An 18,870-nucleotide genomic window follows, 5' to 3' on the forward strand; every position below is an offset into this window, starting at 1 on the left:
CAGATGCGGGATGGCACTGCTGGCACGGCTGCACGGCACAAGCACTGAGCGCGCGCTCAGGCCCATGCTACTTGTGGGTAACGTAGCTGCACAGTCCTGATGCCGACAGCGGCGAACGTCACATCCCGACGGGCCCCTCGCGGGGGACCCGGTCCCGCTCCGCGGGCGGCGCCGTGGAGCCCCGCGGCGTCAGCACCGGGGTGGGCACCGGATGCGATCCCGGCCCCTGTCCGATGATCACCCCGAACAGCGTACGCGCCGCGTCCGCGCCGAATCCGTGCACGTCATGGCTCATCGCGGAGAGCGTGGGCCGGGTCAGCCGGCACAGCTGGGAGTCGTCCCAGGCCAGCAGCGAGACGTCCCCGGGCACGTCGAGTCCCATCTCGGCGGCCACCGACAGCCCCGCCACCGCCATGACGTCGTTGTCGTACACGATCGCGGTGGGCCGGTCCCGCGCGGCGGCCGTGAGCAGCGACCGGGTGGCCCGCGCCCCCGCCTCCCCGGAGTAGTCCGTGGTCACCTGCCACGCCCCGGCCAGCTCCAGCGTCCGCGCCGCCTCGTCGAAGGCCGCCGTCCGCATCACCGTGTGCCCGAGCGCGGCCGTGCCGCCGACCCGGGCGATCCGGCGGTGCCCCAGCGCGGCGAGATACCGCACCGCCTCCGTCACGGCCGTCGAGTCGTCCGTCCACACCGAGGTCAGGCTGCCGGTCAGCGAGGGATGCCCGACGGCGACGACCGGCAGCCCGAGCCGCTCGGCCACCGCCACCCGCGGGTCCTCGGGGCGGAAGTCCACCAGGATCGCCCCGCCGATCTGCCGCCCCCGCCACCAGCTCTCCTGGAGCCCCGCCTCCTCCTCCACGCTCCGCACCAGCCGCAGCAGCAGCGAGCAGGAGTGCTCGGTCAGGACGCTCTCCACCCCGGAGATGAACTCCATGTAGAAAGGTTCCAGGCCCAGTTGGCGCGCGGGCCGGCAGATCGCCAGCCCCACCGTGTCCACCCGCGACCCGGCCAGCGTCCGTGCCGTCGGGTTCGGCTCCCACCCCAGCTCCCGCGCCGCCCGGAAGATCCGGTCCCGCGTCGCCTCCGACAGCCCCGGCTTGTGGTTGAAGGCGAGCGACACCGCGCCCTTGGACACGCCCGCCCGCGCGGCGACGTCCTTGATGGTGACGCGGGAGGCCGGCCGTGCTGTCATCGAGGCGGCTCCACGCAGAACAGGGCCGCCCGGGCGGCGTCCGCGCCGGGAGTCCGCCAACCGTCGACCCCGATGGTCACCCGCTCCCCGGGCAGCAGTGTGACGAGCCCCCGGTCCGCCCGCGCCCCGGGATCCAGCCGGTCCGCCTGGAGCAGCAGATCCCGCACCAGGGTGCGGGCCGTCACGGTCACCGAACCCGCCGCCACCGACACGTCGAACTCCGGCTTCGGGTAAGGGATCTCACGGTCGGGCGCCGGGAAGTACAGGGCCCGCAGCGGAACCAGGTCCACGTCCGCCCCCGGAGCCGCGTCCGCCACGAGGAACTCCTCCGCCCCGGCCGGCTCCAGCTCCTTCGGAACCTCCACGCGTGCCACCGCCCGTGCCCCCGCGGTGAACGCGACGCTCGCCTCCCCGAGCGGCGCCCCCTCGACGGACATCCGCCGCAGCCGCACCACGCCCGTCCACGGCTCCGCGCCCTGGTTCACGACGGCGACGGTCCCCTCCCGCACGGTCAGGAGCCGGTCGGCGTACAGCCGCCGCAGCTCGTGATAGAGCGGCTTCTCCCGCCCGTCCCCGTCGATCGCCGCCCAACTCGTCACCGGCCAGCAGTCGTTGAGCTGCCATACGACCGTCCCCGCGCACACCGGCCAGTGCGAGCGCCAGTGCTCGATCCCGGCGGCCACCGCCCGCGCCTGGTTGACCTGCATGAGGTAGTGCCAGCGGTCGAAGTCCCCCTCGGGCGGCACGAAATGGCGCGCGAGCCCCCGCTCCAGCTTGCCGTTCCCGTCCTCGGCCTTCTGGTGGTGCAGCATCCCGGGGGAGTCCGCCGCGAGCACTTCACCCGGCAGCGCCCGCCGCAGCGTGGCGTACGCGGGCGGCGCCTGCCAGCCGAACTCGGCCATGAACCGCGGCACGTTCGCCCGGTACCCGGCGTAGTCCTCCCGGTTCCACACCTCCCACGAGTGATGGGTGCCGTGCGCCGGATCGTTCGGGTGGTGCTCCCACGACCCGGACCAGGGACTGCCCGCCGTGTACGGCCGCGTCGGGTCCAACTCGGCCACCACCCGCGGCAGTACGCCCAGGTAGTACCCCTCGCCCCAGGAGTCCCCGGCCAGCCGCGGCTCCCACCCCCAGTCCCGGAACCCCCACAGGTTCTCGTTGTTCCCGTTCCACAGCACGAGCGAGGGATGCGCCATCAGCCGTACGACGTTCTCCCGCGCCTCCGCCTCCACCTCGCCCCGCAGCGGCTGCTCCTCGGGGTAGGCGGCGCACGCGAAGGGGAAGTCCTGCCAGACGAGCAGCCCCAGCTCGTCGCAGACGTCGTAGAAGTCACCGCTCTCGTAGATCCCGCCGCCCCAGACCCGCACCAGGTCGACACCCGCGCCGGCGGCCTGCGTCAGCCGCTCCCGGTACCGCTCGCGCGTCACCCGGGACGGGAACACGTCGTCCGGGATCCAGTTGACGCCCCGCGCGAAGAGCCGCTCGCCGTTGACGACGAACGTGAATCCGGTGCCGTGCTCGTCCCGCGACCGGTCCAGTTCCACGGTGCGGAACCCGACGCGCCGCCGCCACACGTCCAGCGGCGCGCCCTCGTGCAGCAAGGTCAACTCGACTTCGTACAGCGGCTGTTCGCCGTATCCGCGCGGCCACCACAGTCGTGCGCCGGGGACTTCCAGACGGATCCGGCCGTGTGTGCCGTCCACGGAGCCGCGCACCCGCACCCCGCCGACCGTCGCCTCGACGGCGAGCGGCGCCTCCACCCGGGTCCGCTCCACGTCGATCGCCAACTCGACCACGCCCACGCCCTGTTCGACGCCGACAAGGGGCCGCACCCGGGCGATCCGGGCCGTCGACCAGCGCTCGGTCCGCACCGGGCGCCACATCCCGGCCGTCACCAGGGTCGGACCCCAGTCCCAGCCGAACGAGCAGGCCATCTTGCGGAGGTACTGGAAGGGCTCGGCGTACGCGTTCGGCCGCTCGCCGACCTGCCCGCGCACCGCCTCGGCCTCCGCGTAGGCGGAGGCGAACCGCACCGACAGCCGCCCGGACAGCCCGGTCACGTCGAAGCGGTAGGACCGGTGCATGTTCCGGGTGCGCCCCAGCAGCCGTCCGTCGAGGCTGATCTCGGCGACGGTGTCGAGACCGTCGAAGACGAGATCGGTCTGCTCATGACCGTCGGCCGCCACGATGTCCGTCCCGTACGTCCACTCCCGCTTCCCGACCCACGCCACCTCGGTCTCGGCGCGGCCGAGAAAGGGATCCGGGATCACCCCGGCCGCCAGCAGGTCGGTGTGGACGCAGCCCGGCACGGTGGCCGGGAGCGCGGCCCCCTCGTGCCCGAGGACCCAGCCGTCGGTGAGCGGTGTCGCCTGCAGCATGTACGCACTCCCTAAACCGATCAAGTCAGATCAAGTCCCGTGCCGTGGAGGCTTTCGGCAGCCATGGCATGCGTTGGCGAGATAGGGACTTTACCGGTTAAGAAAACGTTGTCAGAGTACCGAACCAGCCAACCCCCACGTGCTGTCCGTCAACCCGCAAGTGCTCGTCCGTGTCGTGAGTGTTCGTGAACGGAGCTGATGCACATGTACCGCCGTACAGTCCTGGCCGCCGTCAGCGGAGTGCTCGTCCTCGCCGCCTGCACGGGAACCGGCGGCTCGTCCAAGGGCGCCGACGCGAAGGCGCCCACCGACCCGTCGAAGGTCACCGGCACCATCAAGGTCCTCACCGTCCGCACCGACCTCGTGCAGGACGGGACGCTGGACGACTACGCCGCCGAGTTCAACAAGGTCTATCCGAAGGTCAAGGTCGAGTTCGAGGGGCTCACGAACTACGAGTCCGAGGTCAAGATCCGGATGAACACCGAGAACTACGGCGATGTGCTGCTGATCCCGGCCGTCATCCAGAAGAAGGACTACCCGAAGTTCTTCGCCTCCCTGGGCACCCAGGAGGAGCGCGCCGCGAAGTACCGGTTCACCGACTACACCACCGTCGGCGGCAAGGTCTACGGGCAGAGCCCGGTCGGCGTCGCCCCCGGGTTCATCTACAACAAGCGGATCTGGTCGCAGGCCGGGATCACCCGATGGCCCACCACCCCGGCCGAGTTCATCGCCGACCTGAGGGCCATCAAGGCGAAGACGGACGCGATCCCGTACTACACCAACTTCTCCGCCGGCTGGACGCTGACGTCCTGGACCTACGTCAACGGCGCGGTCCACTGCGACACCCGGGCCACCGAGAAGCTCGCCACCGGCGACCCCTGGGCGCAGGACGCCGATCTGCGGGTCGGCGACACCATGCTCTACGACCTGGTCAAGGCCGGGCTCATCGAGAAGGACCCGACCACCAGCAACTGGGAGGAGTCCAAGCCCCGTACCGCCAAGGGCGAGATCGCGACGCAGTGGCTGGGCACCTGGGCCATCGTCCAGTTCCAGGACGCGGCGAAGAAGGCCGGCGTCGACCCCGACGACATCGGCTTCATGCCGTTCCCGTCGCAGACGAACGGCAAGTACTGCGCGACCGTCGCCCCCGACTACAACCAGGCCGTCAACGTCCACTCGAAGCACAAGGACGCCGCCCGCGCCTGGATCGACTGGTTCACCGACAAGTCCGGCTACGTCGAGGACAACCTCTCCATCTCCCCGCTGAAGAACGGCGCGATGCCCGCCGTCCTCAAGCCGTACGAGGAGCAGGGCGTCCAGCTCATCGAACTCGACGACGCCAGGGGCGCCGAGGTCAAGCAGATCGACAGCGAGTCCGAGGTCGGCATCTACGCGCCCGAGTACCGCCAGAACCTGGTCGACCTGGCCCGCGGGGCCCGCAAGGGCAGCCTCGACGACTTCTTCGCCGACCTCAGCGGTCGCTGGACGGACGCCGAGAAGAACCTGGGGTCCTGATGACGGACACGACGCACGAGGCGGCGGCCGTGGAGGTGACCCCGGCCGCCCCGCCCCCGGCGCCCGCGCCGCGCACGACCCGGCTGTGGCGCGGCGTCACCCCCTGGCTGTTCCTCCTGGTCCCGCTCGCGCTGCTGATCACCTTCACCTACGCGCCGATCGTCAACATGGTGGCGTACAGCTTCACCGACTGGGACGGGGTGAGCCCCGAACTGCGCTACACGGGCGCGCGGAACTACCAGGAGATCTTCACCCGCGAGGATCTCTTCCGGGTGTTCTTCGTCAGCGGTTACTACCTGGCCGCCTCCGCCGTGCAGATCGTCGCGGCGCTCTATTTCGCGACGGTCCTCAGTTTCGACGTCCGCTTCCGGAATTTCTTCAAGGGCGTCCTGTTCTTCCCGTATCTGATCAACGGGGTGGCGATCGGTTTCGTCTTCCTCTACTTCTTCCAGGACGGCGGCACCCTCGACTCGGTCCTGGCCCTCTTCGGCGTGCACACGGACCACGCCTGGCTCGGCACCCCGTTCTCCGCCAACACCTCGCTCGCGGGTGTCTCCGTCTGGCGCTATCTGGGCCTGAACTTCGTCCTGTTCCTGGGCGCGATCCAGTCGATCCCGGGGGAGCTGTACGAAGCGGCCGAACTGGACGGGGCCAACCGCTGGCACCAGTTCCGGTACATCATCGCGCCCGGGATCAGGCCGGTGCTGACGCTCACGGTCATCCTCTCGATCTCCGGGTCGCTGTCGGTCTTCGAGGTGCCGTACATCATGACGGGCGGCGCGACCGGCACGGAGACCTTCGTCATCCAGACCGTCAACCTGGCCTTCCGCTTCAACAAGACGGGGCTGGCCTCGGCCGCCGCGGTGGTCCTGCTCCTGATCATCCTGCTGGTGACCTGGATCCAGCGGCGCCTCGTCCCCGACGACAAGGTGGACCTCGTATGACCCGCCGCGCGGTCACCCGCACCCTCGTGTACCTGTCCCTGGTCGCCGCGGCAGTGATCGTCGTGCTGCCGCTGGGCGTGGTCTTCCTGACGTCCCTGAAATCCGAGGACGAGATGGCGCGGGGCAGCGGGGCGCTGACCTTCCCCGACGACGTCCTGCACTTCGGCAACTACGTGACGGCGTTCCGGGACGGCGAGATGCTCTCGGCGTTCGCCAACACGGCGTTCATCCTCGTCGTCGCCGTCGGTGGCACGGTCCTCATCGGCTCGATGACCGCCTACGCCATCGACCGCTTCACCTTCCGCTTCCGCAGGCTGGTGGTGGCCCTGTTCCTGGTCGCCGCGCTGGTCCCCGGGGTGACCACTCAGGTGGCCACCTTCCAGATCGTCGACAGCTTCGGCATGTTCGACAGCCTCTGGGCGCCGATCACGCTCTACATGGGCACGGACATCGTCTCGATCTACATCTTCCTGCAGTTCGTCCGGTCCATTCCGACCTCGCTCGACGAATCGGCCCGCCTGGACGGCGCGAACGCCTTCACGATCTACCGGAAGATCATTTTCCCGCTGCTGAAGCCGGCGATCGCGACGGTGGTCATCGTGAAGGGGATCACCGTCTACAACGACTTCTACATTCCGTTCCTCTACATGCCGTCCGAGGATCTTGGCGTGATCTCGACGTCCCTGTTCCGTTTCAAGGGCCCGTTCAGCGCGCACTGGGAAACGATCTCGGCAGGAGCGATTCTCGTGATCCTGCCGACCCTGATCGTCTTTCTCTGTCTCCAGCGCTACATCTACAACGGCTTCACGAGAGGAGCGACCCGCTGAGGACATGCGACCGGGGCCCCGGTGCCCGAGGCCCCGTGACCGGCGCGGCTCAGGCCGACAACGCCTTCACCAGCACCGGAGTGACCAGCTCGACCTGCCAGGGCCGGGCCCCGTGGGCCGCGAGAGCCGCGGAGACCGTCGCGGTGTCCACGGTCTTCGGGGGCTCCCAGCAGACCCGCCGGACCGTGTCCGGGGTGATCAGGTTCTCCTGCGGCATGGTGATCCGTTCCGCCAGCTCGGACACACCGGCTCGGGCGGCCGAGAGGCGTGCGGCGGCGGCCGGGTCCTTGTCGGCCCAGGCGCGGGGCGGCGGGGGACCGGTGACGGGCTGGCCGGGCGCGGGCAGCTGGGCCTCGGGCAGGGCCTTGGCCCGGTCCACGGCGGCCTGCCACTGTTCCAGCGCGCGCCGGCCCATCCGCTGTCCGAAACCGTTCAGCGCGGAGAGCGCGTGCACCGTGGCCGGGAGGGCGAGCGCGGCCTCCACGATCGCCGTGTCCGACAGCACCTTGCCCGGCGACACGTCACGCCGCTGAGCGATCCGGTCCCGCGTCTGCCACAGCTCCCGGACGACCCCGAGCTGACGGCGCCGCCGGACCTTGTGCATCCCGGACGTACGGCGCCAGGGGTCCTTGCGGGGCTCGGCGGGCGGTGCCGCGGCGATCGCGTCGAACTCCTGCCGGGCCCAGTCCAGCTTGCCCTGCCGGTCCAGCTCCTTCTCCAGCGCGTCCCGCAGGTCGACCAGCAGCTCCACGTCGAGCGCGGCGTAGCGCAGCCACGGCTCGGGGAGCGGCCGGGTCGACCAGTCGACGGCGGAGTGGCCCTTCTCCAGCACATAGCCGAGGACGGACTCGACCATCGCACCGAGCCCGACCCGGGGGAACCCGGCGAGCCGCCCGGCCAGCTCGGTGTCGAAGAGCGAGGTCGGCAGCATGCCTATCTCGCGCAGACAGGGCAGGTCCTGGGTGGCGGCGTGCAGCACCCACTCCACCCCGGCCAGCGCCTCGCCGAGCCCGGAGAGGTCGGGGCAGGCCACGGGGTCGATCAGGGCGGTCCCGGCGCCCTCGCGGCGCAGCTGGACCAGGTAGGCGCGCTGCCCGTAGCGGTAGCCGGAGGCGCGCTCCGCGTCGACGGCGACGGGTCCCGAACCGGCGGCGAACGCGGCGATCACCTCGGCGAGCGCGGCCTCGTCGGCGACGACGGGCGGGATGCCCTCGCGGGGTTCGAGCAGGGGGATCGGTTCGGGTCCGGCGGCCTCGGGCCCGGGTTCGGGTTCCGGCGCCCCCGTAACAGAAGTTCCGCCGTCTTCCGGAGGGGCGCCTCCGGTGGTTCGCAGTGAGCTGTCTGCTGCGGTGTCTTGGGCGTCGGTCACATGTCAAGGGTATCTGTGTATGGACAGCGCCCGTCGACGGAACGTTCCGTCGACGGGCGCTTGAGGGGCGTAAACCAGTCAGTTCGGTGAATGCTCTGGCTCACGTCCGTGAACGGCGAGACGCGCGGGGCGCCTCAGTGGATGATGCCGGTCCGCAGAGCCACCGCGACCATGCCGGCGCGGTCACCCGTGCCGAGCTTGCGGGCGATGCGGGCGAGGTGGCTCTTGACGGTCAGCGCGGACAGGCCCATCGAGACGCCGATGGCCTTGTTCGACTGGCCTTCCGCGACCAGCCGCAGGACCTCGACCTCACGGCCGGACAGCTCGCGGTAGCCGCCCGGGTGGCTCGGGGCACCCGGGGGGCGGCGGTGCATACCGGCGCCACGGGCGCCGATCGGAGCGGCACCGGGTCGGGTGGGGAGCCCGAGGTTGGTGCGGGTGCCGGTGACGACGTAGCCCTTGACGCCACCGGCCAGGGCGTTGCGGACGGCGCCGATGTCGTCGGCGGCGGAGAGGGCGAGGCCGTTGGGCCAGCCTGCGGCTCGGGTCTCCGACAGCAGTGTGAGGCCGGAACCGTCGGGCAGGTGGACGTCGGCGACGCAGATGTCGCGGGGGTTGCCGATGCGGGGACGAGCCTCAGCGACGGACGAGGCCTCGATCACGTCGCGCACACCGAGCGCCCACAGATGGCGGGTGACGGTGGAGCGGACGCGGGGGTCGGCCACGACCACCATCGCGGTCGGCTTGTTCGGGCGGTAGGCGACCAGGCTTGCGGGCTGCTCGAGGAGAACGGACACCAGGCCTCCTGGGGTGCGGGGACGACTTGGAAGGTCACAGACGTCTTCGGCACCGGATCCCGGGTCCTTTAGAGAATGATCACGATCTAGTGAGTAACAATTGGTGCAATTCGGACGTGTGGTCGATCGTTCGGTGAACGAATCGGTTCGTTCGAGAGGTCACTCCTGACTGAAAGTGGCCGTATCGACAAAGTGATGCTGAAACGTCCCCGACGAGTGAGAACCGTCGGGGAGGGTCTTCGGCCCGGAGGACGAAAGGGTTCAGCGGGACTGCGGGCCGCGGCGCTGCGGCAGCGTGACCACGGACGCGTCACCCGGGCCCGCCGGCGGCAGACCCGCGATCTGGGCCAGCAGATCGCACCAGGCCACCAGATGACCCGCCGCGTCCGGCACACCGCCCAGACCCGTACGCGGCGTCCAGGACGCCCGGATCTCGATCTGCGACGCCGACGGCCGTTCGGACAGTCCCCCGAAATAGTGGGAACTCGCACGGGTGACGGTGCCGCTCGGCTCACCGAACGCCAGACCGCGGGCCTGGAGCGCACCCGTCAGCCACGACCAGCACACCTCCGGGAGCAGCGGATCGGCCGCCATCTCCGACTCCAGCTCCGCGCGCACCAGCGTCACCAGCCGGAACTCCCCGCGCCAGGCGTCGTGCCCGGCCGGGTCGTGCAGCAGCACCAGGCGGCCGTCGGCCAGATCCTGGTCGCCGTCCACGACGGTCGCCTCCAGCGCGTACGCGTACGGGGCCAGGCGCTGCGGCGGCCGTGTCGGCTCCACCTCCACCTGCGGCCGCAGCCGCGCGGTCCGCAATGCGTCGACGGCGGCCCGGAAGGGCATTGGAGCGTCACTGCTCGTACCGAGGTCCCCCTCCTTCGCGTCGTCCATTCCGCCAGTGCCGTCCGACAGTCGTCCCTGAGCCGCAGCCATGGCGGAAGATTAGGGGAATCACGGCCCGCTACGGGGCTGACACCCCGGCCCGGCGACCGCCCGGGGTCGGGGGACCGGCGTCGAAGGGCCCCCCGCGGACCGTGCGAGACTGGCCCCGTGAGTGCCAACGACACCCCCAAGGCCCAGCCCCCCGCCGCCACGTACGAGTCGGCCTTCCTCAAGGCCTGCCGGCGTGAGCCCGTGCCGCACACCCCGGTGTGGTTCATGCGGCAGGCCGGGCGCTCACTGCCCGAGTACCGCAAGGTCCGCGAGGGCATCCCCATGCTGGAGTCCTGCATGCGGCCCGAGCTGGTCACCGAGATCACGCTCCAGCCGGTGCGCCGGCACAACGTGGACGCGGCGATCTACTTCAGCGACATCGTCGTCCCCCTCAAGGCCATCGGCATCGACCTCGACATCAAGCCCGGTGTCGGCCCGGTCGTCGAGAAGCCGGTCCGCACCCGCGCCGACCTCGACCGGCTGCGCGACCTGACCCCCGAGGACGTCTCCTACGTCACCGAGGCGATCGGCCTGCTCACCGCCGAACTCGGCGCCACCCCGCTGATCGGTTTCGCCGGCGCGCCTTTCACCCTCGCGAGCTACCTCGTCGAGGGCGGTCCGTCGCGCACGTACGAGAACGCCAAGGCGATGATGTACGGCGACCCCGAGCTCTGGGCCGACCTCCTCGACCGCCTCGCCGAGATCACGGCGGCGTTCCTGAAGGTGCAGATCGAGGCGGGCGCCAGCGCCGTCCAGCTCTTCGACTCCTGGGCCGGCGCGCTCGCCCCCGCCGACTACCGCCGCTCCGTCCTGCCCGCCTCCGCGAAGGTCTTCGACGCGGTCCAGGGGTACGGCGTCCCGCGCATCCACTTCGGTGTCGGCACCGGTGAGCTGCTCGGCCTGATGGGCGAGGCCGGCGCGGACGTCGTCGGCGTCGACTGGCGCGTCCCGCTCGACGAGGCCGCCCGCCGCGTCGGCCCCGGCAAGGCGCTCCAGGGCAACATCGACCCGACGGTGCTGTTCGCCGGCCCGGACGCGGTCGAGACCAAGGCCCGAGAGGTCCTCGACTCGGCCGCGAACCTGGAGGGCCACGTCTTCAACCTCGGCCACGGCGTCATGCCGTCCACCGACCCGGACGCGCTGACCCGCCTCGTCGACTACGTCCACACGCAGACGGCCCGCTGACCGGACCTCACCACGTCTCCCGGGACCGCGCCCTCCTGCCGAACAGCAGGCCGCGCGGTTCCGGCGGCGGTGGAGTGCCCGGTTTCAGCGGCCAGGCGAGCAGCATCCCGGCGAGGAAGCCCGCGATGTGCGCCGCGTACGCCACGGTGCCCGCGTCGGAGACGCCCTCGCCGGAGGAGTACACGGCCTGGAGCACGAACCAGAAGCCCAGCACCAGCCACGCGGGCAGCCGCAGCGGCAGGAACACCAGGAACGGCACCAGCACCCACACCCTGGCTCTCGGATACAGCACCAGATAGGCGCCCAGCACCCCCGCGATGGCCCCCGAGGCGCCGATCAGCGGATCCGTGGACGACTCGTTGAGATACGCGAAGCCGTACGACGCCGCGTAGCCGCACACGACGTAGAAGACGATGTACCGGACATGGCCCATGCGGTCCTCGACGTTGTTGCCGAAGATCAGCAGGAACAGCATGTTGCCCAGCAGATGCAGCCAGCTGCCGTGCAGGAACATCGCCGTGAACACCGACAGGAACGGCGACTTGTCGTAGCCGGGCTCTCCGATCACGCACCCCGGGCCCTGCTGCCCCACGGCGACCTCGCCGGTGGGCACGCGCGTGGGCAGCTGACCGTGGATCAGCTCCTTCGGCACCGCCGCGTAATGGTCCAGGAACGCGTGCAGATGACACAGCTGGGAGATGCTGCTCTCGCCCGCCACCGAACCGGCTATGCCGGGCGTGGACAGGAAGACCAGCACGTTGGCGGCGATCAGCGCGTACGTCACCACGGGGGTGCGGCGCACCGGGTTCACGTCATGGACGGGGATGACCACACCGGAAATCTGCCCCCGATACGCCCGTCGAACCGGTGAACGCCCGCACGCGTGCGTGCGTATCAGTCGGAAACCGACGTGCAGGGACACGCACGTGCAGGAACAGGCGACGTGAGGAACAGGCGATGACCGACCGAGTGACTCCTCCGATTCACGCACTGCCCGACGGTGAGGCCGAGATCGCGGTGGTGGTGCGGCTGCCGTGGGAGGACGTGGCCCGCCTCGGCCAGGAGGCCGGGCGGCTCGCCTCGCAGATGCAGCGCCCGGTGACGCTGGACGAGGCGGTCAGCCACCGTCTGCGCTCCGCCCGGCCCGCCGCCGCCCACGCCAAGCCCGCGGGCGAGCAGCCGCCCGCCATCCCGACCGCCGCGTCCGTGTCCTCGCTGCCCGCCCGGCCGCCCGCCGAACAGGCCCGGCAGGCCATCGAGCGGATCAACGGGACGGCGGGGGCGGGGGCGTAGCGCCGTCGCGCACCTTCGCGGCGGCCTTGCGCGCCGCCACCAGCACCGGGTCCCACACCGGGCTGAACGGCGGTGCGTAGCCGAGGTCCAGCGCGGTCATCCGCTCCACCGTCATCCCGGCCGTCAGCGCGACCGCCGCGATGTCCACCCGCTTCGCGGCGCCCTCCCGGCCGACGATCTGCACGCCCAGCAGCCTTCCCGTCCTGCGTTCGGCGAGCATCTTGACCGTCATGGGGGAGGCGCCGGGGTAGTACCCCGCGCGTGAGGTCGACTCGATGACGACCGTCTCGTACTGGAGGCCGACGCGGCGGGCGTCCTTCTCCCGCAGTCCCGTGCGGGCGATCTCCAGGTCGCACACCTTGCTGACGGCGGTGCCGACGACACCCGGGAAGGTGGCGTAGCCGCCGCCCACGTTGGTGCCGATGACCTGGCCGTGCTTGTTGGCGTGGGTGCCGAGCGCGATGTGGCGTTCCTGCCCGGAGACCAGGTCGAGGACCTCCACGCAGTCACCGCCCGCCCAGATGTCCTCGTGCCCGCGCACCCGCATCGCGAGGTCCGTGAGCAGCCCGCCGTGCCGCCCCAGGGGCAGTCCCGCGGCCCGCGCGAGCTCCGTCTCGGGCCGTACGCCGATGCCGAGCACCACCACGTCCGCCGGGTACTCCGCGTCGGCGGTGGCCACCGCCCGCACCCGCCCGTCCCCGTCGGTGAGGACCTCGGTGACCTCCGTGTCGTCGACCATGGTGATGCCGAGGCCCTCCATCGCCTCGTGCACCAGCCGCCCCATGTCCGGGTCCAGCGTGGACATCGGCTCGCTGCCCCGGTTGAGGACGGTCACCTCGTAGCCGCGGTTGATGAGCGCCTCCGCCATCTCCACGCCGATGTACCCCGCGCCGACCACCACCGCCCGGCGGCCACGCGTGCGTGCCAGCGTGTCGAGGAGCGCCTGCCCGTCGTCCAGGGTCTGCACCCCGTGCACCCCGGCGGCGTCGGCACCCGGCAGGTCCGGACGGATCGGCCGCGCCCCGGTGGCGATGACGAGCTTGTCGTACGACGTCCAGGACTCGGCGCCGCTGTCGACGTCCCGCGCGCGCACCCGCCGCCCCGCCACGTCGATCTCGACGACCTCGGTCCGCGTGCGCAGGTCGATGGCGCGGGCCCGGTGCTCCTTTGGGGTGCGGGCGATCAGCTGGTCCCGCTCGGGGACGTCGCCGCCCACCCAGTACGGGATGCCGCACGCCGAGTACGAGGTGAAGTGCCCCCGTTCGAAGGCCACGATCTCCAGCTCGTCCGGACCCTTCAGCCGGCGCGCCTGGGACGCCGCGGACATTCCCGCGGCGTCCCCGCCGATCACGACCAGCCGTTCCCGCGCGGTCCCCGCACTCATGCTCATGCTCATGCGAACACGCTACGAGGGCCGCGCATTTCAGTCCTGCCCGGCCTCGCCCCGCGGCACCGGACGGGCGGTCGGCAGCGGACCCACCGTGGCCGGGGCCGCGGCCGGGCGGCGGGGCAGCCGGGGCCGGATCAGCCGCAGCCAGACCAGCACCAGCAGCGCGAGGCCCGCCGCGAAGGGCAGCACGGCGGCGAGGGCGACGCCGATCCAGCGCAGCGTCGTCACGAACGCGTCCCAGCCGCCCGCGAGCGCGTCCACGATCCCCGGGTCGTCGTCCTCGGCGGCTTTCACCACCGGCTTCTCGGACAGCGACAGCGTGATGGTGGCCAGGCTCGCCCGGTCCTTCAGCGACGCCTGACGGGCCAGCAGGGACTCCAGGTCGGCCTGGCGGGAGCTGAGTTCGCCCTCCAGGGTGACCACGTCGCTCAGCTTCGTCGCCTGGTCCATCAGCTCCCTGATCCGGACCACGCTCGCCCGCTGCGACGCGATACGGCTCTCCACGTCGACGACCTGGTCGGTGACGTCCTGCGCCTTCGAGGTGCGCTCCAGGAGCCTGCCCGAGCCCTCCAGATCGGCCAGGACGTCCTCGTACCGGTCCACGGGCACCCGCAGCACCACCCGGGTCTCCTCGGCGCCGTCCTCGTCCCGGGACGTCGTCTCCTGGCCGACGTACCCGCCCGCGTTCTCGGTGCTGCTCCGGGCCGCGTCGAGCGCCTTGGGCACGTTCTTGACCTGCACGGTGAGTTCGGCCGTGCGGATGATGTGCGCCGCGGGCAGCCGGGGCGCGGAGGTCGCCTGCCGGGCCCCGCCGCCCGAGGCGTCCGCGGCGGCCCCGGAGGCGGCCTCCGGGGCGGCGGCCTTCGCCCCGGAGTCGCTCCCGCTGCTCGCGTCGTCCGCGCCGGAGCAGCCGGACAGGGCGAGCGCCGAGGCCAGCAGGAGGCCGGCCAGGGCCTGGACGGGTCGTACGGAACGTCGTGCGCGCATGGGACTGCCCCCCGAGGGCGGTGACTGGTGACGACTGACGCTTCTTCGACGCGGGGGCGGCACGGAACGTTGGGCCCCGCCGGTTCCGAAGCGGTCACGGTCGGGACTCGGAAGGGACAAAGGTCCCTGGCGGCACTGTCGGTGACGTCTGAGAGGGTGGAGCCATGAGCGCAGCAGGTACGACGGAGCACGTCGTCGTCATCGGAGCCGGGATCGCGGGACTGGCCGCCGCACACCGGCTGGTGGGCCGCGGGGCGCGGGTGACCGTCCTGGAGGCGTCCGGCAGGGTCGGCGGCAAACTCCTGCCCGGCGAGATCGCGGGCGCGCGCGTCGACCTCGGCGCGGAGTCGATGCTGGCCCGCAGACCGGAGGCCGTGACCCTCGCCCGCGAGGTCGGCCTCGGCGACCGGCTCCGGCCCCCGGCCACCGCGACCGCCTCGCTCTGGACCCGCGGAGCCCTGCGCCCCATGCCCAAGGGCCACGTCATGGGCGTTCCCGGCACCGCCGCCGCCCTCGCCGGCGTCCTCTCCGACGAGGGCCTCGCCCGCATCGCACGCGACGCCGACCTGCCCCGCACCGAGGTCGGCGACGACGTGGCCGTCGGCGCCTACGTGGCCGAGCGGCTCGGCCGGGAGGTCGTCGACCGGCTCGTGGAACCGCTCCTCGGCGGGGTCTACGCGGGCGACGCGTACCGCATCTCGATGCGCTCGGCCGTCCCCCAGCTCTTCGACGTCGCGCGCACCCACACCTCGCTCACCGAGGGCGTCCGCGAGATCCAGGCCAAGGCCGCCGCGAACCAGGCGACCGGCCCCGTCTTCATGGGCATCGACGGCGGCGTCGGCAGCCTCCCGCTCGCCGTCGCCGAGTCGGTGCGCGCCCGGGGCGGCGAGATCCTCACGGACGCGCCCGTGACCGAGCTGCGCCGCGCGGGCGCGGACGGCTGGCGGATCGTCGGCGGCGACCGCGTGCTGCACGCCGACTCCGTCGTCGTGGCCGTCCCCGCGCCCGCCGCCGCCGCGCTGCTGCGCGCCGAGGCGCCCGCCGCCGCCGCCGATCTCGCCGCCGTCGAGTACGCCTCCATGGCCCTGGTCACCCTCGCCTACCGCCGCGCCGACGCCGCCCTCCCGGCGGGCAGCGGCTTCCTCGTCCCGCCCGTCGACGGACGCACCATCAAGGCGTCCACGTTCGCCTCGCAGAAGTGGGGCTGGATCGCCGAGGGCACCCCCGACGTCGTGGTCGTGCGCACCTCGGTCGGCCGGCACGGCGAGACGGAAATCCTGAGCCGCGAGGACGCCGACCTCGTCGACGTCTCCCGGCACGACCTCCGTGAGGCCACCGGCCTCACCGCCACCCCCGTCGAGACCCGCGTCACCCGCTGGACCGACGGTCTGCCTCAGTACCCCGTCGGCCACCACGCGCGCGTGGCCCGTATCCGCGCCCACCTCGCCGCCCTGCCGGGCCTCGCGGTGTGCGGCGCGCAGTACGACGGCGTCGGCATCCCCGCGTGCGTCGCGAGCGCGTACGCGGCCGTCGACAAGATCCACGGAGACGATCGCGGTGTGCAGCAGCTCACCGCCCACCCGGTGCAGAGTCTGCACGGAGGAGCAGGAGAATAAGGACCATGAGCAACGACGCCCCCACCCCCGAGGCCGGCCGGATCCCGAACAAGGGCAAGCTGGCCAAGGACCTCAACGAGGTCATCCGCTACACGCTCTGGTCCGTCTTCCGGCTGAAGGACGTCCTCCCCGAGGACCGCGCGGGCTACGCCGACGAAGTCCAGGAGCTGTTCGACCAGCTCGCCGCCAAGGACGTCACCGTCCGCGGCACCTACGACGTGTCCGGGCTGCGCGCCGACGCCGACCTCATGATCTGGTGGCACGCGGAGACCGCGGACCAGCTTCAGGAGGCGTACAACCTCTTCCGCCGCACCCGTCTCGGTCGCGCGCTGGAGCCGGTCTGGTCGAACATGGCGCTGCACCGCCCCGCCGAGTTCAACCGCTCGCACATCCCGGCGTTCCTCGCCGACGAGACGCCCCGCAACTACATCAGCGTCTACCCCTTCGTGCGCAGCTACGACTGGTACCTGCTGCCCGACGAGGACCGCCGCCGCATGCTCGCCGACCACGGCAAGATGGCCCGCGGCTACCCCGACGTCCGCGCCAACACCGTCGCCTCGTTCTCGCTCGGCGACTACGAGTGGATCCTGGCGTTCGAGGCCGACGAGCTGTACCGCATCGTCGACCTCATGCGCCATCTGCGGGCCTCCGAGGCCCGGCTGCACGTCCGCGAGGAGGTGCCGTTCTACACCGGCCGCCGCAAGTCGGTGGCGGACCTGGTGGCGGGCCTCGCCTAGGAAGCCTTCCCCGGCCGGGGCCTGGGCTTCGGTTCCTGGTGCGGTGCGCAGGCCGCGCGCCGCACCGGGAGCCGCCCCTCCAGCAGATACGCGTCGACATACCCGTTGACGCACGCGTTGGAGCCGCCCGCGATGCCGTGCGTCCCCGCGTCCCGCTCGGTGACCAGGACCGAGCCGGACAGCCGCCGGTGCAGCTCCAGGGCCCCGTCGTACGGGGTCGCCGCGTCCCGCTCGGCGGCCAGGATCAGCGTCGGCGGCAGCTCACCGGGGCCGGTCCGCACGTCCAGCGGCTCCTGCCGGGGCGCCTTCCAGTACGCGCACGGCAGGTTCGTCCACACGTTGTCCCAGGTCTCGAACGGCGCCACGCGCGCGAGGCGCGTGTTGTCGCGGTCCCACACCTTCCACTCGGTGGGCCAGGCCGCGTCGTTGCACTCGACGGCCGTGTACACCGCCGTGGAGTTCTCCGCCTCGACGGCCGCCTCCGGGTGCGGTCCCGCCTGCGCGATCAGCCTCTTCGGGTCGCCCTTCAGATACGTGGACAGCGCCTCCGCCCGGTGCGGCCAGTAGTCGTCGAAGTAGCCGGCCTGGAGGAACGCGCCCTGGAGCTGTCCGGGCCCCACCTTCCCGCCCGCCGGTTCCGCCGCGAGCCGCGCCGCCGCCTTGTCGTAGCTGCGCTGCACCTCGTCCGCGGTGTCACCGAGCCCGTACACGGCGTCGTGCTTGGCCGTCCACTCCCGGAAGTCCGCCCAGCGGCCCTCGAACGCCGCGGACTGGGCGAGGTTGTTGCGGTACCAGATCTGTGAGGGGTCCGGGTCGACCGCCGAGTCGAAGACCATCCGGCGCACGTGCGAGGGGAACAGCGTCGCGTACAGCGCCCCGAAGTACGTGCCGTAGGACGCGCCCATGAACGTCAGCCTGTCCTCGCCGAGCGCGGCCCGGATGACGTCCAGGTCGCGGGCGTTGTTGAGCGAGGTGTAGTGCCGCAGGGCGGTGCCGTTGCGCTCGGCGCAGCCCCGCGCGTACGCCTTCGCCTCGGCGATCCGCTCGCGCTTGTACGACTCCGAGGGGTGCGTGGGCGCCTGCGTGGGCCCCTTGGCGAAGTGCTTGGGGTCCTTGCAGGACAGCGGCGCCGACCTGCCGACGCCGCGCGGGTCGTAGCCGACCAGGTCGTACGCCGCGCCGAGCCGCTTCCACTCGGGGACGTAGCCGATCAGCGGGAAGGAGAGACCGGAGCCGCCCGGGCCGCCCGGGTTGTAGACGAGGGCGCCCTGCCGGGGCACCCTGCGCTTGCTGTTGTGCGGGTCCTTGTGGGTGGCCCGGATCCGGCTCACCAGCAGCTTGATCCGCTTGCCGTCGGGGCGCGCGTAGTCGAGCGGGACGGTGACCGTGCCGCAGCGGATCGCGGCCGGGAGCTCCGCGGACCCGGGGCACGTGCCGAACTCGACCCCGGCGGCCCGGGCCCGGGCGGCGGCCGTCATCGTGCCGAGCAGCTCGGCGGCGCGCGGAACGCCGGTCGCCCCCTCGGCCGGGGCGGCGACCAGGGTGGTGAGGAGCATCGACCCGGCGGCAGAGTAGAGGGCGAGGCCTCTCATCGCGGTTCCCTTCGGTGCACGGCAGCAACAAAGGGGATATTTCGTTCGCCCGTCGGTGAAGGCAAGCACCGTCGCCCGGTGTCGGCGCCAATGCCCCCTGTGCGCCCCCTGGAGAGCG

16 protein-coding genes are annotated in these 18,870 nt (G+C 71.8%); 7 read left to right on the forward strand and 9 right to left on the reverse strand.

The genetic code is table 11. The features are described from left to right. Positions 1–118 precede the first annotated feature (118 nt). Together ACIPSE_RS20705 and ACIPSE_RS20710 are read right to left on the reverse strand one after the other, a co-directional pair. Positions 119–1,192, reverse strand: a complete 1,074-nt coding sequence (locus ACIPSE_RS20705; protein ID WP_401664539.1) for a LacI family DNA-binding transcriptional regulator — start codon at positions 1,190–1,192, stop codon at positions 119–121. Continuing rightward, on the reverse strand, positions 1,189–3,570 hold the full coding sequence (locus tag ACIPSE_RS20710) for a glycoside hydrolase family 2 protein (RefSeq protein WP_401664540.1): 2,382 nt from the start codon (positions 3,568–3,570) through the stop codon (positions 1,189–1,191). Before ACIPSE_RS20710 ends, ACIPSE_RS20705 begins: the two co-directional genes overlap by 4 nt. Before the next feature lie 198 nt (positions 3,571–3,768). Here ACIPSE_RS20710 and ACIPSE_RS20715 point away from each other — a divergent pair, with 198 nt between their 5' ends. Genes ACIPSE_RS20715 through ACIPSE_RS20725 form a run of 3 tightly spaced genes read left to right on the forward strand, consistent with a single transcriptional unit; the run spans position 3,769 to position 6,856 of the window. Next, positions 3,769–5,085, forward strand: a complete 1,317-nt coding sequence (locus tag ACIPSE_RS20715; protein WP_401664541.1) for an extracellular solute-binding protein — start codon at positions 3,769–3,771, stop codon at positions 5,083–5,085. Further along, complete coding sequence (locus ACIPSE_RS20720; RefSeq protein ID WP_401664542.1) at positions 5,085–6,029, forward strand: carbohydrate ABC transporter permease; 945 nt, start codon at positions 5,085–5,087, stop codon at positions 6,027–6,029. Before ACIPSE_RS20715 ends, ACIPSE_RS20720 begins: the two co-directional genes overlap by 1 nt. Next, positions 6,026–6,856 (forward strand): carbohydrate ABC transporter permease, encoded by an 831-nt coding sequence (locus tag ACIPSE_RS20725; RefSeq protein ID WP_401664543.1) that lies wholly within the window; start codon positions 6,026–6,028, stop codon positions 6,854–6,856. Before ACIPSE_RS20720 ends, ACIPSE_RS20725 begins: the two co-directional genes overlap by 4 nt. Positions 6,857–6,905: 49 nt before the next feature. Here ACIPSE_RS20725 and ACIPSE_RS20730 read toward each other — a convergent pair whose 3' ends face one another. The 3 genes from ACIPSE_RS20730 to ACIPSE_RS20740 form a co-directional block, all read right to left on the reverse strand. Beyond that, positions 6,906–8,225 (reverse strand): ribonuclease D, encoded by a 1,320-nt coding sequence (locus ACIPSE_RS20730; RefSeq protein ID WP_401664544.1) that lies wholly within the window; start codon positions 8,223–8,225, stop codon positions 6,906–6,908. 134 nt (positions 8,226–8,359) lie between these two features. Then, entirely contained in the window at positions 8,360–9,022 is a 663-nt protein-coding gene (locus ACIPSE_RS20735) for a LuxR C-terminal-related transcriptional regulator (protein ID WP_401664545.1), read from the reverse strand. Between the two features lie 261 nt (positions 9,023–9,283). Next, a complete protein-coding gene (locus tag ACIPSE_RS20740; RefSeq protein ID WP_401664546.1) occupies positions 9,284–9,910 on the reverse strand; it encodes a DUF3000 domain-containing protein in 627 nt (208 codons plus the stop codon). A 159-nt stretch (positions 9,911–10,069) separates the two neighbouring features. On the opposite strand from ACIPSE_RS20740, the gene hemE reads away from it, so the two are divergent. Then, complete coding sequence (hemE, locus tag ACIPSE_RS20745; protein WP_401664547.1) at positions 10,070–11,137, forward strand: uroporphyrinogen decarboxylase; 1,068 nt, start codon at positions 10,070–10,072, stop codon at positions 11,135–11,137. Between the two features lie 7 nt (positions 11,138–11,144). Here hemE and ACIPSE_RS20750 read toward each other — a convergent pair whose 3' ends face one another. Continuing rightward, the gene (locus tag ACIPSE_RS20750; RefSeq protein ID WP_401664548.1) at positions 11,145–11,969 is read right to left on the reverse strand and encodes a rhomboid family intramembrane serine protease; all 825 of its coding nucleotides are present in this window, start codon (positions 11,967–11,969) and stop codon (positions 11,145–11,147) included. A gap of 125 nt (positions 11,970–12,094) precedes the next feature. On the opposite strand from ACIPSE_RS20750, the gene ACIPSE_RS20755 reads away from it, so the two are divergent. After that, positions 12,095–12,430 (forward strand): hypothetical protein, encoded by a 336-nt coding sequence (locus ACIPSE_RS20755; RefSeq protein WP_401664549.1) that lies wholly within the window; start codon positions 12,095–12,097, stop codon positions 12,428–12,430. Here ACIPSE_RS20755 and ACIPSE_RS20760 read toward each other — a convergent pair. Together ACIPSE_RS20760 and ACIPSE_RS20765 are read right to left on the reverse strand one after the other, a co-directional pair. Further along, on the reverse strand, positions 12,402–13,826 hold the full coding sequence (locus ACIPSE_RS20760) for an FAD-dependent oxidoreductase (RefSeq protein ID WP_401664550.1): 1,425 nt from the start codon (positions 13,824–13,826) through the stop codon (positions 12,402–12,404). The two genes, ACIPSE_RS20755 and ACIPSE_RS20760, sit on opposite strands and share 29 nt — an antisense overlap. A 27-nt stretch (positions 13,827–13,853) precedes the next feature. Further along, entirely contained in the window at positions 13,854–14,807 is a 954-nt protein-coding gene (locus ACIPSE_RS20765; protein ID WP_401664551.1) for a DUF4349 domain-containing protein, read from the reverse strand. 164 nt (positions 14,808–14,971) lie between these two features. Between ACIPSE_RS20765 and hemG the strand changes: the two genes are divergently transcribed. Both hemG and hemQ read left to right on the forward strand, forming a co-directional pair. Continuing rightward, positions 14,972–16,423, forward strand: coding sequence for a protoporphyrinogen oxidase (hemG, locus tag ACIPSE_RS20770; RefSeq protein ID WP_401664552.1), 1,452 nt, complete (start codon positions 14,972–14,974; stop codon positions 16,421–16,423). Positions 16,424–16,428: 5 nt separating this feature from the next. Beyond that, positions 16,429–17,160, forward strand: coding sequence for a hydrogen peroxide-dependent heme synthase (gene hemQ, locus ACIPSE_RS20775; RefSeq protein ID WP_401664553.1), 732 nt, complete (start codon positions 16,429–16,431; stop codon positions 17,158–17,160). On the opposite strand, the gene ACIPSE_RS20780 is transcribed toward hemQ, so the two are convergent. Continuing rightward, entirely contained in the window at positions 17,157–18,752 is a 1,596-nt protein-coding gene (locus ACIPSE_RS20780; protein ID WP_401664554.1) for an alpha/beta hydrolase, read from the reverse strand. The two genes, hemQ and ACIPSE_RS20780, sit on opposite strands and share 4 nt — an antisense overlap. Between the last annotated feature and the right edge of the window lie 118 nt (positions 18,753–18,870).

The sequence above is a fragment of the Streptomyces sp. NPDC090106 genome, assembly GCF_044747265.1.
Lineage (GTDB): Bacteria > Actinomycetota > Actinomycetes > Streptomycetales > Streptomycetaceae > Streptomyces.

Excerpts from the sequence above, each read along its gene's own strand:
- ACIPSE_RS20705 (WP_401664539.1), bottom strand. The coding sequence starts at position 1,192 with ATGACAGCACGGCCGGCCTCCCGCGTCACCATCAAGGACGTCGCCGCG.
- ACIPSE_RS20710 (WP_401664540.1), bottom strand. The coding sequence starts at position 3,570 with ATGCTGCAGGCGACACCGCTCACCGACGGCTGGGTCCTCGGGCACGAG.
- ACIPSE_RS20715 (WP_401664541.1), top strand. The coding sequence starts at position 3,769 with ATGCACATGTACCGCCGTACAGTCCTGGCCGCCGTCAGCGGAGTGCTC.
- ACIPSE_RS20720 (WP_401664542.1), top strand. The coding sequence starts at position 5,085 with ATGACGGACACGACGCACGAGGCGGCGGCCGTGGAGGTGACCCCGGCC.
- ACIPSE_RS20725 (WP_401664543.1), top strand. The coding sequence starts at position 6,026 with ATGACCCGCCGCGCGGTCACCCGCACCCTCGTGTACCTGTCCCTGGTC.
- ACIPSE_RS20740 (WP_401664546.1), bottom strand. The coding sequence starts at position 9,910 with ATGGACGACGCGAAGGAGGGGGACCTCGGTACGAGCAGTGACGCTCCA.
- ACIPSE_RS20755 (WP_401664549.1), top strand. The coding sequence starts at position 12,095 with ATGACCGACCGAGTGACTCCTCCGATTCACGCACTGCCCGACGGTGAG.
- ACIPSE_RS20760 (WP_401664550.1), bottom strand. The coding sequence starts at position 13,826 with ATGAGCATGAGCATGAGTGCGGGGACCGCGCGGGAACGGCTGGTCGTG.
- ACIPSE_RS20765 (WP_401664551.1), bottom strand. The coding sequence starts at position 14,807 with ATGCGCGCACGACGTTCCGTACGACCCGTCCAGGCCCTGGCCGGCCTC.
- hemG (WP_401664552.1), top strand. The coding sequence starts at position 14,972 with ATGAGCGCAGCAGGTACGACGGAGCACGTCGTCGTCATCGGAGCCGGG.
- hemQ (WP_401664553.1), top strand. The coding sequence starts at position 16,429 with ATGAGCAACGACGCCCCCACCCCCGAGGCCGGCCGGATCCCGAACAAG.
- ACIPSE_RS20780 (WP_401664554.1), bottom strand. The coding sequence starts at position 18,752 with ATGAGAGGCCTCGCCCTCTACTCTGCCGCCGGGTCGATGCTCCTCACC.